Annotated in this window: 11 protein-coding genes; 9 read left to right on the forward strand and 2 right to left on the reverse strand. The window is 70.8% G+C overall.

All coding sequences use genetic code 11. The features are described from left to right. The first annotated feature begins 64 nt into the window (after nt 1-64). Entirely contained in the window at nt 65-1,513 is a 1,449-nt protein-coding gene (locus EVS81_RS14025; protein ID WP_130110919.1) for a DUF2130 domain-containing protein, read from the forward strand. After that, the gene (locus tag EVS81_RS14030) at nt 1,510-4,131 is read left to right on the forward strand and encodes a DEAD/DEAH box helicase (protein WP_130110920.1); all 2,622 of its coding nucleotides are present in this window, start codon (nt 1,510-1,512) and stop codon (nt 4,129-4,131) included. Before EVS81_RS14025 ends, EVS81_RS14030 begins: the two co-directional genes overlap by 4 nt. Nucleotides 4,132-4,236: 105 nt before the next feature. On the opposite strand, the gene EVS81_RS14035 is transcribed toward EVS81_RS14030, so the two are convergent. Then, nucleotides 4,237-5,799: a chitinase gene (locus EVS81_RS14035; protein ID WP_165384276.1), complete on the reverse strand. Its 1,563-nt coding sequence runs from the start codon at nt 5,797-5,799 to the stop codon at nt 4,237-4,239. Nucleotides 5,800-6,057: 258 nt separating this feature from the next. Between EVS81_RS14035 and EVS81_RS14040 the strand changes: the two genes are divergently transcribed. The 6 genes from EVS81_RS14040 to EVS81_RS14065 all read left to right on the forward strand — a co-directional run bounded on the left by EVS81_RS14040 (nt 6,058) and on the right by EVS81_RS14065 (nt 12,556). Then, entirely contained in the window at nt 6,058-8,430 is a 2,373-nt protein-coding gene (locus EVS81_RS14040) for a glycosyltransferase family 2 protein (protein WP_240739866.1), read from the forward strand. A gap of 20 nt (nt 8,431-8,450) precedes the next feature. Then, on the forward strand, nt 8,451-9,038 hold the full coding sequence (locus EVS81_RS14045; RefSeq protein ID WP_205879345.1) for a TetR/AcrR family transcriptional regulator: 588 nt from the start codon (nt 8,451-8,453) through the stop codon (nt 9,036-9,038). A gap of 82 nt (nt 9,039-9,120) precedes the next feature. After that, nucleotides 9,121-9,963, forward strand: a complete 843-nt coding sequence (locus tag EVS81_RS14050) for an ABC transporter ATP-binding protein (RefSeq protein ID WP_240739867.1) — start codon at nt 9,121-9,123, stop codon at nt 9,961-9,963. After that, a complete protein-coding gene (locus EVS81_RS14055; protein WP_130110923.1) occupies nt 9,960-10,694 on the forward strand; it encodes an ABC transporter permease in 735 nt (244 codons plus the stop codon). The genes EVS81_RS14050 and EVS81_RS14055 overlap by 4 nt, the downstream gene beginning before the upstream one ends. An 81-nt stretch (nt 10,695-10,775) precedes the next feature. Continuing rightward, complete coding sequence (gene deoC, locus EVS81_RS14060) at nt 10,776-11,528, forward strand: deoxyribose-phosphate aldolase (RefSeq protein WP_130110924.1); 753 nt, start codon at nt 10,776-10,778, stop codon at nt 11,526-11,528. A 56-nt stretch (nt 11,529-11,584) separates the two neighbouring features. Further along, nucleotides 11,585-12,556 (forward strand): Ppx/GppA phosphatase family protein, encoded by a 972-nt coding sequence (locus tag EVS81_RS14065; protein WP_130110925.1) that lies wholly within the window; start codon nt 11,585-11,587, stop codon nt 12,554-12,556. A 92-nt stretch (nt 12,557-12,648) separates the two neighbouring features. Here EVS81_RS14065 and EVS81_RS14070 read toward each other — a convergent pair whose 3' ends face one another. After that, on the reverse strand, nt 12,649-13,569 hold the full coding sequence (locus EVS81_RS14070; protein ID WP_130110926.1) for a LysR family transcriptional regulator: 921 nt from the start codon (nt 13,567-13,569) through the stop codon (nt 12,649-12,651). Nucleotides 13,570-13,691: 122 nt separating this feature from the next. Here EVS81_RS14070 and EVS81_RS14075 point away from each other — a divergent pair, with 122 nt between their 5' ends. After that, complete coding sequence (locus EVS81_RS14075) at nt 13,692-15,272, forward strand: aminotransferase class I/II-fold pyridoxal phosphate-dependent enzyme (RefSeq protein WP_130110927.1); 1,581 nt, start codon at nt 13,692-13,694, stop codon at nt 15,270-15,272. Nucleotides 15,273-15,356: the final 84 nt, after the last annotated feature.

The following is a 15,356-nucleotide window of genomic DNA, read 5'->3' on the forward strand; positions in this document are numbered from 1 at the left end:
CACCGATGTCCGAGGTCTGTGCCAGGGTTGAAGGGTCGCGCCGCGAGTTCAGGAGGAGGCCCCGATGCACGAGATCAACTGCCCGCACTGCGGGAGGGCGTTCGCCGTCGACGAGGCGGGCTACGCCGAGATCCTCAAACAGGTGCGCGACAGCGAGTTTGAGCAGCAGCTGCACGAGCGCCTCGAGCTCGCGGAGCGGGACAAGCTGAACGCGCTCGAGCTGGCGAAGACCGCCGCCGCGGCCGAGCTCGAGCGCGCGGCCGCCGCGAAGGACGCCGAGATCCAGCATCTGCGCGCCGAACTCGACGCGGGTGCGACCGCGCAGCGGCTCGCCGTCGCCGAGGCCCTCGGCACCGTGGAGAAGGAGCGCGACGCGCTCGCGAACGAGCTGGAGCAGGCTCGGCAGGACTCGCAGGCCGCGGGTGAACTGGCCGAGGCGAAGCTGGCGGCCGAGCTGCAGCGGGCGGCCGCGGCGAAGGACGCGCAGCTGCAGGAGCTGCGGGCGAAGCTGGAATCCGTCGAACTCGCTCAGCGGCTGGCGCTCGCCGAGGCCGTGGGCGCGGTCGAGCGCGAGCGCGATGAGCTGCAGAGCGGGCTGGCCCGGGCCGAGCTGGAGAAGCGGCTCGCCGAGCAGGCGCTGAAGGAGCGATACGAGACCCAGCTGCAGGACCGCGAGGTCGAGATCGAGCGGCTGCGCGACATGAAGGCGCGGCTGTCGACGAAGATGATCGGGGAGACGCTCGAGCTGCACTGCGAGAACACCTTCAACCGCTCCCGGGCGATGGCGTTCCCGAACGCCTACTTCGAGAAGGACAACGACGCGAGCTCCGGCAGCAAGGGCGACTACATCTTCCGCGACTACGATCCCGAGGGCATCGAGATCGTCTCGATCATGTTCGAGATGAAGAACGAGGCCGATACCACCGCCACGAAGAAGCGGAACGAGGACTTCCTGCGAGAACTCGACAAGGACCGCACGGAGAAGGGGTGCGAGTACGCGGTGCTCGTCTCGCTGCTCGAGCCCGACAGCGACTACTACAACGACGGCATCGTCGACGTCTCGCACCGGTTCCCCAAGATGTACGTCGTGCGCCCGCAGTTCTTCCTGCCCCTCATCACGCTCCTGCGCAACGGCGCGCTCAACGCCCTCACCTACAAGGCCGAACTCGAGCAGGTGCGGGCGCAGAACATCGACATCACGAACTTCGAGGACGAGCTCGACGCGTTCAAGGGCGCCTTCGGGCGCAACTACGAGCTGGCGTCGCGAAAGTTCCACAGCGCGATCGACGAGATCGACAAGGCGATCGCCAGGCTGCAGAAGGTGAAGGACGAGCTGCTGGGCTCCGAGCGCAACCTGCGTCTGGCGAACGACAAGGCGCAGGGCGTCACGATCAAGAAGCTCACCCGCAAGAACCCGACCATGGCGGCCAAGTTCGCCGAACTCGAGGCCGGCGCCGGCGCCGGCGCCGGCGCCGCTGCCGACGGGCGAGCAGAACGGAACACGCGCGCATGAATCTGGGATCGATCCTCGACGCCGGCTCCTTCGACGAGGCCGACGAGGCGTTCGCCGCCTTCGAGGAGTGGGCGTGGGAGGATCGCGGCCTGCGGCTCTACCCCGCGCAGGAGGAGGCGATCCTCGGTATCGCCCTCGGCAGCAACGTGATCCTGGCCACGCCGACGGGCACGGGCAAGTCGCTCGTGGCGATGGGCGCGCACTTCATCGCGCTCGCCGAGGGGCGCCGCACGGTCTACACCGCCCCGATCAAGGCGCTCGTCAGCGAGAAGTTCTTCGATCTGGTCGAGGTGTTCGGGGCCGAGAACGTCGGCATGGTGACCGGCGACACCTCGATCAACTCGGAGGCCCCGATCCTCTGCTGCACCGCTGAGATCCTCGCGAATCTCGCCATTCGCGATCGCACAGCCGGCGGCGTGACGCAGGTGGTGATGGACGAGTTCCACTTCTACGCCGAACCCGAGCGCGGCTGGGCGTGGCAGGTGCCGCTGCTGCTGATGCACGAGGCTCAGTTCCTGCTGATGTCGGCCACGCTGGGCGACGTGACGGAGCTCGCCGCAGATCTCACGCGGCGCACGGGGCGCGACACCGCGCTCGTCACGGGCGTCGAACGGCCGGTCCCGCTCAGCTTCGCCTACCGCGTCGCGCCGGTGCACGAGGTGGTCGAACAGCTGGTCGAGGATCGGGAGACGCCCGCCTATCTCGTGCACTTCAACCAGTCCCACGCGGTCGAACAGGCGCAGGCGCTCGCGAGCATCCGCATCGTCGACCGAGCCGGGCGCGACGAGATCGCCGAGGCGATCGGCGGCTTCCGATTCTCCACCGGCTTCGGCACCACCCTCTCCCGGCTCGTGCGCGGCGGCATCGGGGTGCATCACGCGGGCATGCTCCCGCGGTACCGCCGACTGGTGGAGCAGCTCGCCCAGCGCGGCCTGCTGCGCGTCATCTGCGGCACGGACACGCTCGGCGTCGGCATCAATGTGCCCATCCGCACCGTCGTCATCACCGCGCTCACGAAGTTCGACGGCGAGAAGATGCGGCGGCTCTCGGCACGAGAGTTTCACCAGATCGCCGGCCGTGCCGGTCGTGCCGGGTTCGACACCGAGGGCGACGTGATCGCCCTGGCCCCGGAGCACGAGATCGAGAACGCCAAGGCCTCCGCGAAGGCCGCTGCCAAGGCGGCAGGGGCTGGGGGCGGCAAGAAGGCGAAGCCGGCCAAGAAGAAGGCGCCGCCCCAGGGCTTCATCGCCTGGAGCGAGCAGACGCTCGAGAAGCTCGTCGCCGCTCAGCCAGAGCCCCTGGTCAGCCGCATGCGCGTCACGCACGCGATGGTGCTCGGTGTGATCGGACGGGGCGAGGAGCACGAGGGCGAGGCGCTGGCCACCATGCGCACCCTCGTGTTCGACAGCCACGAACCGCGTGCCGCCCAGTACGCGCACGCCCGCACGGCCATCGAGATCTTCCGCACGCTGCGCCGCGGCGGCATCGTCGAGGTGCACGAGGACGCGCGCGGGGAGCGCCGGCTGCGCCTCACCGTCGAACTGCAGGCGAACTTCGCGCTCAACCAGCCGCTCTCGCCCTTCGCGCTCGCGGCGATCGAGCTGCTCGATCCCGAATCCGTCGACTACGCCCTCGACGTCATCTCCATCATCGAGGCGACGCTCGAGAACCCGCGTGCGATCTTGCGCGCCCAGGAACACCGTGCGCGCGGAGAAGCGGTTGCCGCGATGAAGGCCGAGGGCATCGAGTACGACGAGCGCATGGAGCGCCTCGAAGAGGTGACCCACCCTCAGCCCCTGAAGGGGCTGCTCGACGAAGCGTTCCACGAGTACGCCCGCGAGGTGCCGTGGGCGCGCGACTACGAGCTGCGACCCAAGTCGGTGGTGCGCGACATGATCGAGCGCGCATTCGGCTTCCGCGACCTCGTCTCGTTCTACCAGCTCGGTCGTGCCGAGGGTACGGTGCTGCGCTACCTCAGCGATGCCTATCGCGCCATCGAGCGCACCGTGCCCGAGCACTCGAAGACCCCGGAGCTCGAGGAGCTCATCGACTGGCTCGGCGAACTGGTGCGGCAGGTCGACTCGAGCCTCATCGACGAGTGGGAAGAACTCGCGCACCCGGATCCCGAGGCGCATCGGCGAGCGCGAGAGCTGCTCGGGCTCGGCGGGGAGGGCGAGGTCGCCGCGCCGCCGACGCGATCCGTGCTCACCAATCAGCGCGCATTCCTGGTGATGCTGCGCAACGCGCTCTTCCGAAGGGTGCAGGCCGCTGCGTTCGAGCGCTACGACGAACTGGCCGAGCTCGACGGCCAGCACGCCGCGGCGCTCGGAGGGGCGACCGCATCCGGATTCGGGGAGCAGCGGTGGCGCGACGCGCTCGCCGGCTACTTCACCGAGTACGACGAGATCCGCATCGACGCCGACGCGCGTGCGCCGGGCCTGCTCGAGATCGACCGCGGCGCCGAGGCGGTCGCGGCAGGAGTGTGGCGCTTCCGTCAGGTGCTGCTCGATCCGCAGGGGGATCGGGACTGGGGGATCGAGGGCGCGGTCGACCTCGCGGCCTCCGAGGCCGAGGGCGAGCCCGTCGTGCGCGTGGAGCGGGTCGGCCCGCTGTCGTGAACCGTGCGGGCCGCTCGCGTCAGGCGTGCGAGCGGGCCGCACGTCCGTCCGCGTCGGCCGTGGGCGACCGCTGCGCCGCCGCCCGCCCGCCGTGCGTCGGGCCGATCACTCGCCCGACGGGTCCTCCGGATCCTCGTCGCCGCCGAGCACGGCGAGCACCTCGGCATCGGTGAGCTGGCGCCACGGGGAATCGTCGGGCCGAACGAGCGCCGCGTCGGGGCTGTCACCCTGTGTCCACCACTTCGCCACGTAGCCGGTACCGGCGAAGACGACGTGGCTTCCCCGCTCGTACTCCGTGGATTTCTGCCAGGCCGGATACGCATCCTCGGGGAGCTCCGGCCGATCCACCGGCGTCTCTCCCGGAAGCACCGGGCCGAGCAGACGCCACGGCTGGGCCCCGCTCTCGACCGGCATGTCCGGCTGCTCGCCCTGCGTCCACCACTTGGCCTCGTAGACGCTCCGGTGCCACACGACCTTGGTGTCGGCCGGATAGGCCGCATCGGTGTTCCAGATGGGGTAGGGACTCGTCTCGGGGTCGTCCTCGGGGATCTCGTCCGGCCGCACGGGCACCGCCTCCGCGAACTGGCTGATCTCGCCGGGGCGCTCTGTGCGCAGCGTGTTCGCGAACTCGCCGACTTTCTGATCGACCCCGCTGCACGAGTCGGAGATCACCTTCGGATCGGGCCAGTTTCCGCCGCACTGGCGGTCACGATTCTGCGACCACATGGACATGCGCACCATGCCGCGCTCCGCGGCGAACTCGGCGAGGCGCTGGGCATCGGCAAGGCCGAACACCTCGTTCCGCACGTCGTTCTGCCCGATCATCGGGGTGGCCGACACCCGGCTCCACGCGGTGGCGTCGCCGATGGGCGCGCCGACCTCCTGGTAGAGCGAGCGGATCTGGCCCTGCACAGCCTCGAGGCTGTCCTCGATCGTCGCGATCAGGCTCCTGCTCGAGCCGGAGTTGTAGTTCATGGTCATCGCGTTGATCCCGGCGAGATCGACCCCCGCGGCCAGATACGTGCGCACCGTGCGCAGGCCCTCGAAGGTGAGCCCATCCGGCGCGACCGGCAGCGTCAGCCAGACATCGAGGCCCCCGTCGGGTCGGCGGGAGTCCTGGACATCGGCGATGGCGGCGGCCTGGCGGGTGACCGCCTCTTCGTCTGCGAGCAGTCCGCCTTCGATGTCCATGTCGATGCTTCCGAGCTCGTAGCGCTCGACCACACTGGCGTATCCGTCCACGAGCGCGTCGTGATCCTGGCAGGTGAGCGAGAGATCGGAGTTGGCCTGGCCGCCGAACGACACCATCGCCGATCCGCCGAGCAGGCGGAGTCGAGCCAGTCGGCGATCGAGGTCCAGCGCACTCTCGGCCTCATCGAGCTGATACACGCCGCCCCATGCCGGTGCGCAGACGTCGTCGTGCGAGGCCACGATGAACGCGAGCACCACGTTGCGCTGCTCGTCGGTGTCTGGGGATTCGAAGGCGTAGCTCGGCGTCGCGGTGACGTCGACGTAGGCATCGAACCAGTGCTCCCGCTCGGTTGCGGTGCGCTCGTCCTGCCATCGCGTCCAGCCGTAGAGGCTGCCGCCGACGAGTCCCGAGATCACCACCACGAGCACGCTCAGTCTGAGCCACGAGAGCCGCCGTCCCGGAAACCACTTCGCCATACACTCCCCGTCCCCGAAAATCCCGCGAGCGCCCATCGATCGTCGCGACATAGCTATGCTATAGGACAGGTGGGAACTCGAAGTTCTCGACGTCAGCCTTCGGAGAGCGCAGCTCCGGGGCGTGAGCATGAATGGCTGTGGCCGTTCTCAATGGGGAGGCAACTGGTGTCGACACCGGTGAATGGGGAATCTGCGGCGCGCGAAAGCACGCGTCGTCGACAGTGGGGCGCGGAGCGGCGCGCCGAACCGCTCGCGATCATGCACTCCCGCCCGAGCGCGGCGGCGGTGGTCTGGGCGCGAGCGGCGATCGCGATCACCGTGGTGTCGTGGTTCGCGTACATGGTGACCACGATCATGCGCATGTCGATCGAGGGGCCGCGGGAGTCGTTCGCCTTCCACGTGCAGACCTGGATCTACGGGTTGACGGTGACGGCCCTGACATTCTCCGCCGTCATGTACCTCACCGCGCGGTACGGAGCACTCGTGCGTTTCAGGGAGCACCGACGCGTGGAGCGGGCGCTCCTCGACAGCCACTTCGCCGACTCGGACTCCACCGTGACCGTGCTCATCCCGAGCTACGACGAGGAACCGGAGGTGGTGCGCTACACGCTCTGGTCGGCCGCGCTGCAGGAGTTCCCCGCCGTGCGCGTGGTCCTGCTGCTCGACGATCGCGAAGAGGGGCTGACCGGCGCGGCACTCGAGCGGCTGCAGCGCACCCGCTCGCTGCTGCCGGAGATCTCGGAGGCGTTGCAGGAGCCGTTGGCGGCCGCACTGCGGGCGCTCGACGAGTTCCAGACGCGTACGCCGGAGCGACCGACGCCGGAGGATGCGAAGCGGGCGGCGGACGCCTACGGCGAAGCGGCGGCCTGGCTCGACCGGTTCGCGGCCGAGGAAGCGATCCACGACCACATGTCGGAGTTCTTCGCCGAGCAGGTGCTCCTCGGGCTCTCGAACGACCTCAGGCTCACCCGCCTGGCGCTCAACGCCGCCTCCGAGCAGGGCACCTCCCCGGATCGCGAGCGGCTGGAGCAGTTGCACCGGCGGCTCGTGTGGATCTTCGACGCCGACATGGACAGCTTCGAGCGCAAGCGCTACGCCTCGCTCTCGCAGGAGCCCAACAAGGCGATGAACCTCAATTCCTACATCTCGCTGATGGGGCACAGCTACCGCGTGTCGAGCGAGACGGGGGAGCGGTTGCTCGAAGAGCTCGCACAGCACGAGAGCGGCGACGCCGATCTGGTGATCCCCGACAGCAGGTACCTGCTGACGCTCGACGCCGACTCGCAGCTGCTGCGGGACTACTGCCTGCGCCTCGTCTACCTGCTCGAGCAGCCGGAGAACTCGCGGGTCGCCGTGACACAGACCCCCTACTCCTCGTTCAGGGGCGCGCCCACCCGTATCGAGCGCATCGCGGGCGCCACGACCGATTTGCAGCACATCCAGCACCAGGGACTCACGTACTTCAACGCGACCTTCTGGGTCGGCGCCAACGCGGTGATCCGCAAGGAGGCGCTCGCCGACATCGCGGTCACCGAGACCGTCGGCGGCTTCGAGATCACGACCTACGTGCAGGATCGCACGGTCATCGAGGACACCGAGTCGAGCATCGATCTCGGCGTGCACGGCTGGAGCCTCGAGAACTACCCCGAGCGTCTGAGCTACAGCGCGACGCCGCCCGACTTCGGGTCGCTCATCGTGCAGCGGCGACGGTGGGCGAACGGCGGCCTGCTGATCATGCCGAAGATGCTCGAGATGATCCGGATCAGGCGGGGGACGCCCGCGCGGGTGCGCATGACCGAGCGCATGTTGCGCACGAACTACATGGCTTCGCTCTCGTGGGCGAGCTTCGGCCTGATCTTCCTCCTGTTCTTCCCCTTCGACTCGCGGCTGCTGAGCCCGCTCGTGATCGCGGCGGCGCTGCCCTACTTCCTGTCGATGGGGCTCGACCTGCGCGCCAGCGGGCACCGCTACGGCGATATCTTCCGTATCTACGGTTTCAATCTCGTGCTGCTCCCGGTGAACCTCGCGGGGGTGCTGAAGTCGATGCAGCAGGGGGTGACGGGCGAGAAGATCCCGTTCGCGCGCACCCCGAAGGTCACCGGGCGCACGGCCGCACCCGCGCTGTACGTGGTGATCCCGTATCTGATCATCGGCTTCTCGGCGCTCACCGCCTGGCGGGACTTCACCGTCGGCAACTGGGGCAACGCGGCCTTCGCCGGCTTCAACGCGGTGATGGCGACGTGGGCCACCGTCTCCTACATCGGCGTGCGCGCCTCGATCGTCGACGCCGTGCTCGGGGTCGTCGGGTGGCTCTACGTTCCGGTCAAGCCGGTGAAGGCCGAGCGGGGCCGCACCGCGGACGGAGAGGCGCAGGTCAACTGGCAGGCGATCCTGTACCACGGCGACCGCCGTCTGCGTCGGGATCTCGCCCGCACGAGCGACCGTCGGCGACGCCTCAGCGCGGTGCGTGCCGGGAGCGGCTCCAGCGCCGGAAGCGCCGGAAGCGCCGGCAGCGCCGGCAGCCCGGCTCGGCAGTCTCAGATCGAGTCCCCGGCGGCCGCGAGCCCCCCGGCCGACGGCGCGAATATGCCGACCCGGACCGTGGAGACCGAGGATGTCGGGGCCGTCTGACGCTCGGTAGAGTGGGCGGCATGGCGACATCGAGAGGGCGCGGGAGGCCGAAGGGCGGATCCGATTCGCGCATGCGGATCATCGCCGCAGCCGTCGAGGAGTTCGGCGAGCGCGGCTACGAGGGCGCCACGATCCGCTCCATCGCCGAGCGCGCCGGTGTCGACTCGGCGCTGGTGCACCACTACTTCGGCACCAAGGCCGACCTCTTCGCCGAGGCCGCGGGCATGCCGCTGCGACCGGATGTCGCGGTGCCGGCCATTCTCGCCGGCCCGCGGGACGAGGTGGGCGCGCGCGTGGTGCGGTTCGTGCTCGAGTCGTTCGAGCGCGACGAGGTGCGTCGACGCGGCGTGATGCTGTTGCGCGCGGCGGTCGGCGGCAAGCTCGGCGCCCCCGTGCTCGTGGGGTTCCTCTCCCGGGAACTGCTGTCCCGGATCGCTGCGCACCTCGACGTCGCCGACGGCGAGCTGCGCGCCTCGCTCGCAGCGTCGCAGATCGGGGGACTGCTGATGACGCGCTACGTGCTGCGACTGGGGGTGCTCGCCGACGCGCCCATCGATGAGCTGGTGGCCCGGATCGGCCCGACGGTGCAGCGGTACCTCTTCGAGTGAGCCGCCGGCGGGTCGGCCGCGCCGCCGAGTTGCCCGGCGGACGAGGGTTGACGCGGGGACCGCCGCGACCTAAATTCATTGCATGATGAATAGTTCGAGCGGCGCCCACGCGGCGGAGCCCGGCAGCGGGCCCGCGGGTGCACCGCCGGGTGCAGAACCCGGTCCCGCGGTGGAGATCCGGGATCTGCACGTGCGCCGCGGCCGCACGACCGTGTTCGACGGCATCGACGTCGAGATCCCGCGCGGCGCGATCGTCGGCCTGCTCGGGCCCTCCGGGTGCGGCAAGACGACGCTCATGCGCGCGATCGTCGGTGCGCAGAAGCTCCGCTCGGGAACGGTGCGCGTGTTCGGCGAGACGGCCGGATCCCGACCGCTGCGCCGCGTCGTGGCCTACGGCACGCAGGGCGCCGCGGTCTACGGCGATCTCACCGTGCGCCAGAACGTGCGCTACTTCGGAGCGCTCGTCGGCGCGAGTCGTGCCGCGGCAGAGCGCCTGATCGAGCGCGTCGGGCTCGGGGAGCAGGCCGAGCAGCTGGTCGCCTCGCTGAGCGGGGGCCAGGTGACGCGCGTCTCGCTCGCCGTCGCGCTCGTCGGTGAGCCTCGGCTGCTCGTGCTCGACGAGCCGACGGTCGGTCTCGACCCGGTGATCCGCGCGGACCTGTGGGATCTGTTCGCCGGGCTCGCGCGGCAGGGCATCACGATGCTCGTCTCGAGCCACGTGATGGACGAGGCGCTGCACTGCGATCGATTGCTGCTCATGCGCGACGGGCGCATCGTCGCCGATACGACGCCGGATCGCCTGCTCGCCGAGACGGGGGCGCGCGACCCCGAAGCCGCATTCCTCGCGCTCGTGGCGCCGGAGCGCGCGGCCGGCGGTCGCCCGGCGCAGGATCCTCCCGCCGACCGGGCGGAGGCCGGGAGATGAGCCCTTCACCGACCCTCGCCACCGCCGCTCGCGTGCTGATGCAGCTGCGCCACGATCCGCGCTCCGTCATGCTGCTGCTCATCGCGCCCAGCATGCTCGTGGGGCTCTTCGCCTGGCTCTTCAGCGATCAGGAGGGCGTCTTCGACCGCGTCGGCGGCGCGATCCTCGCCCTCTTCCCGTTCATCGTGATGTTCCTCATCACGTCGATCACCACGCTGCGCGAGCGGCGCTCGGGCACGCTCGAGCGGCTCATGACGACGCCGCTCGGCAAGTGGCAGTTCATCCTCGGCTACGCGCTCGCATTCGGGCTGCTCGCCCTCGTGCAGGCCGTCGTGACGGTCGGCTTCGCTGTGCTCGTGTGCGGGCTGGAGGTGACCGGGCCGGTGTGGCAGCTGGCGCTCGTGGCGATCGTCGATGCGCTGCTGGGCACCGCGCTCGGGCTGCTGACGAGCGCCTTCGCGCAGACCGAGTTCCAGGCCGTGCAGTGGATGCCGGTGCTCGTGTTCCCGCAGATCATCCTCGGAGGAGTGTTCATGCCGCGCGACCAGATGCCGGACGTGCTCACCGCCGTCTCCGACTGGCTGCCGCTGAGCCACGCGATCGACGCGATGGAGGCGGTCACCGGCGGCGGAGAGGCGTGGGACGTGGCGGGCCCGCTGCTCGTCGTCGGCGTGTTCGCCGCCGCCGCGCTGCTGCTCGCGTCGGGCACGCTGCGCCGCCGCACGGCTTGAGCACCGGGCTCGCGCGCCTCTCCACGGACGCGCCCGAGCCGCTGCGGCCGTGCTGCGACAGCAGTGGCTAGCCTGGACTGCATGACCTCAGACGCCGCCCTCACCCCGTCCCAGTTCCTCTCCGCGGCCGATCACACCCTGCTCGCCCCGGGCACCACGAGGGTCGAACTGCAGGCCTTCCTCGCCGATGCCCGTGCCCTCGGTGTCGCGCGCGTGTGCATCAGCCCGTCGCTGCTGCCGGTCGGTGCGGGAATGCTCGGCGAGCTCGAGGTCGTCACGGTCGTCGGATTTCCGAGCGGCGCCCATCGCCCCGGCAGCAAGACGGCCGAGGCGGCACGGGCCATCGCCGACGGAGCGCACGAGATCGATATGGTGCTGGATCGCGGGCTCGTGCGCGCGGGGGACTGGGCCGGCGTCGAGCACGAGATCCGCGCCGTGCGGTCGGCCTGCCCGGGGCGCGTGCTCAAGACGATCATCGAGTCGGCCGCGCTGAGCGACGAGCAGATCGTGGGCGCCTGCCGGGCCGCCGAGGCCGCGGGCGCCGACTTCGTGAAGACCTCGACGGGCTTCGACGCGGCGGGCGGAGCGAGCGTGCACGCGGTGCGCCTCATGGCGGCGACCGTCGGGGGCGGGCTCGGCGTGAAGGCGTCGGGCGGGATCCGCACCGCGGCCGCCGTGCGCGAGCTGTGGGCGGCCGGCGCGACGCGCTTCGGGGTGTCGGGCACCGCCGCGATCCTCGCCTCGTGGGAGGAGCCGGCGGCGGATCCGGCGGCGGATCCCGCAGACGATCCCGCGGCGGATCCCGCAGGGGACTCCGCAGACGCGGCGTACTGAGGGAGGGGCGCGCCCCGCGACGGCGCCGGGCCCCCACGCCCGACTAGAATCTCCCCATGCGCCTCGGAGTGATCGACGTCGGATCCAACACCGTCCACCTGCTGGTGGTCGACGCCCACCCCGGCGCGAGCCCCGTGCCCTACCATTCGCAACGATCGGTGCTGCGGCTGATGCGCTACCTCGACGCAGACGGGGCGATCGTCGAGGAGGGTGCGCAGCGCATCGTCGAGGCGATCCGGGAGTCGGTCGAGACGGTGCGCGAGATCGGCGTGGACGACCTGATCGCCACGGCCACGAGCGCGATCCGGGAGGCCGCGAACGGCGAGGAGGTGCTCGCGCGCATCACCCGCGAGACGGGCGTGACTCTGCGGGTGCTCTCGGGCGAGGACGAGGCGCGCATCACGATGCTCGCCGTGCGCCGGTGGCTCGGCTGGTCTGCGGGGGAGATCCTGCTCTTCGACATCGGCGGCGGTTCGTTCGAGATCGCGCAGGGCGCCGACGAGTACCCCGACGTGCAGGTGTCGCTGCCGCTCGGCGCCGGGCGATCCACCATCAACTACCTGCCGGAGGATCCGCCCACGCGCGAGGCGGTGTCGCGCCTGCGCGCGCACGCGCGGGCCGAGTTCACCCGGGTGCGCGACGAGGTCTTCGCGGACCGCCCGAGGCCCAAGCGCGTGGTGGGCACCTCGAAGACCATCCGCTCGCTCGCGCGGCTCGTCGGCGGGCCCGCCGATCCGGTGACGGGCGACCTGGCGCAGCTGCACTACGTGGGCCTGCGCGAGTGGGAGCCGACGCTGCGCGACATGCCGGGATCGGTGCGCGAGTACCTGCCGGGCATCACCCCGGAGCGGGGCTACCAGATCATGGCGGGTGCCGTCGTGCTGCGCACGGCAATGAAGGTGTTCGAGGTCGACACGCTCACCATCTCGCCGTGGGCGTTGCGCGAGGGGATCGTGCTGCGCTACATCGACGCGCTCGACGGACGCGGTGCCGATCCCGTGCGCGAGGAGCGCCTCGTCGCGGGGTGAGCCGCACCGGTGCCCGGGATCCCGTCTCCGGACGCGGGAACGTCGGGACCGGATCGAAGCCGGGATGCGGCCTCGAGGGATCGCTGCAGGTGCTAGCCGAGCGCATCGACGGCGTGCCCGATCGCTGCCGCGAGCTGCCGCACCGCCGTCGACGGGCGCCGGCCCGGCCCCTCGGCCGGCGCGGCGAGCAGCACCGAGCGCACGAACGCCGGATCCTCGATCGGGCGCAGCGCGACCCCGGGATGGACGGGCCCGCTCGCGAGCTTGGGCATGAAGCTGATGGCCATGTGCGCGGCGACCATGCCGAGCATCACCTGGAAATCGTCGGTGCGGATGGTCACGTCGAGCGCGTGGCCGGCCTCGGCGAACGCGCGGACCACGATCTCGTCCATCGGATCGTTGCGGGAGGTGGCGAGCAGCCAGCGCTCGTCGTGCAGGCCGAGCAGAGAGGGGAGATCGATGGCGTCCCGCGCCGCGAGCGGATGGTCCTCGGGCAGTGCGAGCATGAGCGGATCCCGCAGCACCTCAGTGGTCACGACGTCGGGCCGGAACGGGAGCTCGTACCCCGGCATGGAGTAGACCAGCGCCGCGTCGAGATCGCGCCGGGTGACGCGGGCGACGAGCGGGCTCACCTCCTCGAGCACGACGTCGATGTCGATGCCGAGCTCGTTCACGTGCGCCACGATCGCCGGGAGCAGCTTCGCCGCTGCAGTGGGGAAGGTGCCGAAGCGCAGACGCACCTGCCCCATGCGGCCGAGATCACGTGCGTCTCGGAGCGTGCGGTCCGTGAGGGTGAGGATCTCCTGCCCGCGCTCGAGCAGCAGGTGCCCGACCGGGGTGAGCGTGCTGCCGCGCGCCGTGCGATGGAGCACGGGGACGCCGACGAGCCGTTCGAGGTTGCGCAGGTGGTAGTCGACCGTCGGCTGGCTCCATCCGAGCAGACGCGCCGCGCGGGTGACCGACCCCTCGCGGTGCACGGCGCGCACCGCCTGGAGCTGACGCAGGTCGATCATGCCGTCACCCCTTCCGTGCCGGGTATGCGAGGGATCCGGCGATCCGAGTCACATACATGATATGTGACTCCTGAGACATCTCGGGGATTCCGCATCCCCGGGCGCCTCGCCAGCATGGAGGGATGCTGTATGCCGACGCCACCACCGCCGTCACCGCCGTCACCGGAGCCGCCGCAGCCGGGCGCCCCGTCGACGACCGCGCGGCCTTCCGGCGCAGGCACGCCGAGACGCCGTACGCCGACGCCCTGGACCGCTACGTGGCACGCGGTCCCGTGCAGCTCATGGTGCCAGGGCACGGCGGCACCGACCGCGGCATCAGCGGCCGCCTCGCCGACTTCCTGGGGGAGCGCACGCTGCAGCTCGACATCCCCATGCTCATCGACGACGTGGATCTCGGCGAGCACTCGCCGCTCGATCGCTCGCTCGCGCTGGCGGCCGAGGCCTGGGGCGCTCGCCGCACCTGGTTCCTCACCAACGGCGCCTCGCAGGCCAACCGCACCGCCGCGCTCGCCGCCCGCGGACTGGGGACGCACATCGTCTCGCAGCGCAGCGCGCACTCGAGCTTCAGCGACGGGGTGCTCGCGGCCGGACTGATCCCCGATTTCGTCTTCCCCTCGGTCGACGAGCGGCACGGCATGGCCCACGGCGTCTCGCCCGCAGCGCTCGACGAGGCGCTGACCCGCGCCGAGCGCGAGGGGCGCCCCGCCGCGGCCGTGTACATCATCTCGCCGAGCTACTTCGGCTCGGTCTCCGACGTGCGCGGGCTCTCGGAGGTCGCCCACGCGCACGACGCCCCGCTCATCGTCGACGGCGCCTGGGGCCCGCACTTCGGCTTCCACCCGGAGCTGCCCGAGTCGCCCGCGCGACTGGGCGCCGACCTCGTGATCTCGAGCACGCACAAGCTCGCGGGATCCCTCACCCAGTCGGCCATGCTGCACCTGGGCCACGGCCCCTTCGCCGACCGCCTCGAGCCCCTCATCGAGCGGGCCTTCACCATGACCGCGTCCACGTCGACGAGCGCGATCCTGCGCGCGTCGCTCGACATCGCCCGTCACGCCCTCGCCACCGGGGAGGCGCAGATCGGCCGGTCGATCGACGGCGCGCGCCGCTTCCGCGAGATGCTGCGCGACGACCCGCGCTTCGCCGTGGTGAGCGACGACTTCGACCGCTTCGCCGACGTCGTGGAGACCGACCTGCTGCGCGTGCCCATCGACGTGTCGGCCGCAGGCGTGAGCGGGCACTGGCTGCGTCAGCGCCTCATCGACGTCGACGGCATCCACTTCGAGATGTCGACGGCCACATCGCTCGTCGCCGTGATCGGCGCAGGCAAGACGCCCGATCTCGAACAGGTACACCGTTCGATGGTCGCCGCCGTCGACTCGGAGGCCGCGCAGGAGGAACGAGCCGCGAACGCCGCGGCGGGATCCTTCCCCGCGCTGCCCGCCCCCGGCGCGCTGCGCATGATGCCGCGCGACGGCTTCTTCGCGGCGACCGAGGTGGTGCCCGCCGCTGCTGCCGTCGGTCGCGTGTCGGCCGACACGCTCGCCGCCTACCCGCCCGGCATCCCGAACGTGATCCCCGGCGAGGAGATCACCGCCGAGACCGTCGCGTTCCTGCAGGCCGTCGCCGCGTCGCCCACCGGCTACGTGCGTGGCGCGATCGATCCCCGCGTCGCCCGGTTCCGCGTGGTGCGGGCCGACTGAGCGGGATCCCGGTCCGCGGGGCACCGGGCCCCGGCGGATGAGAACATAGAACCACGACCCCAGAGACAAGGAAGTCGAACACCG

The organism is Leucobacter triazinivorans (genome assembly GCF_004208635.1).
GTDB classification, from domain to species: domain Bacteria; phylum Actinomycetota; class Actinomycetes; order Actinomycetales; family Microbacteriaceae; genus Leucobacter; species Leucobacter triazinivorans.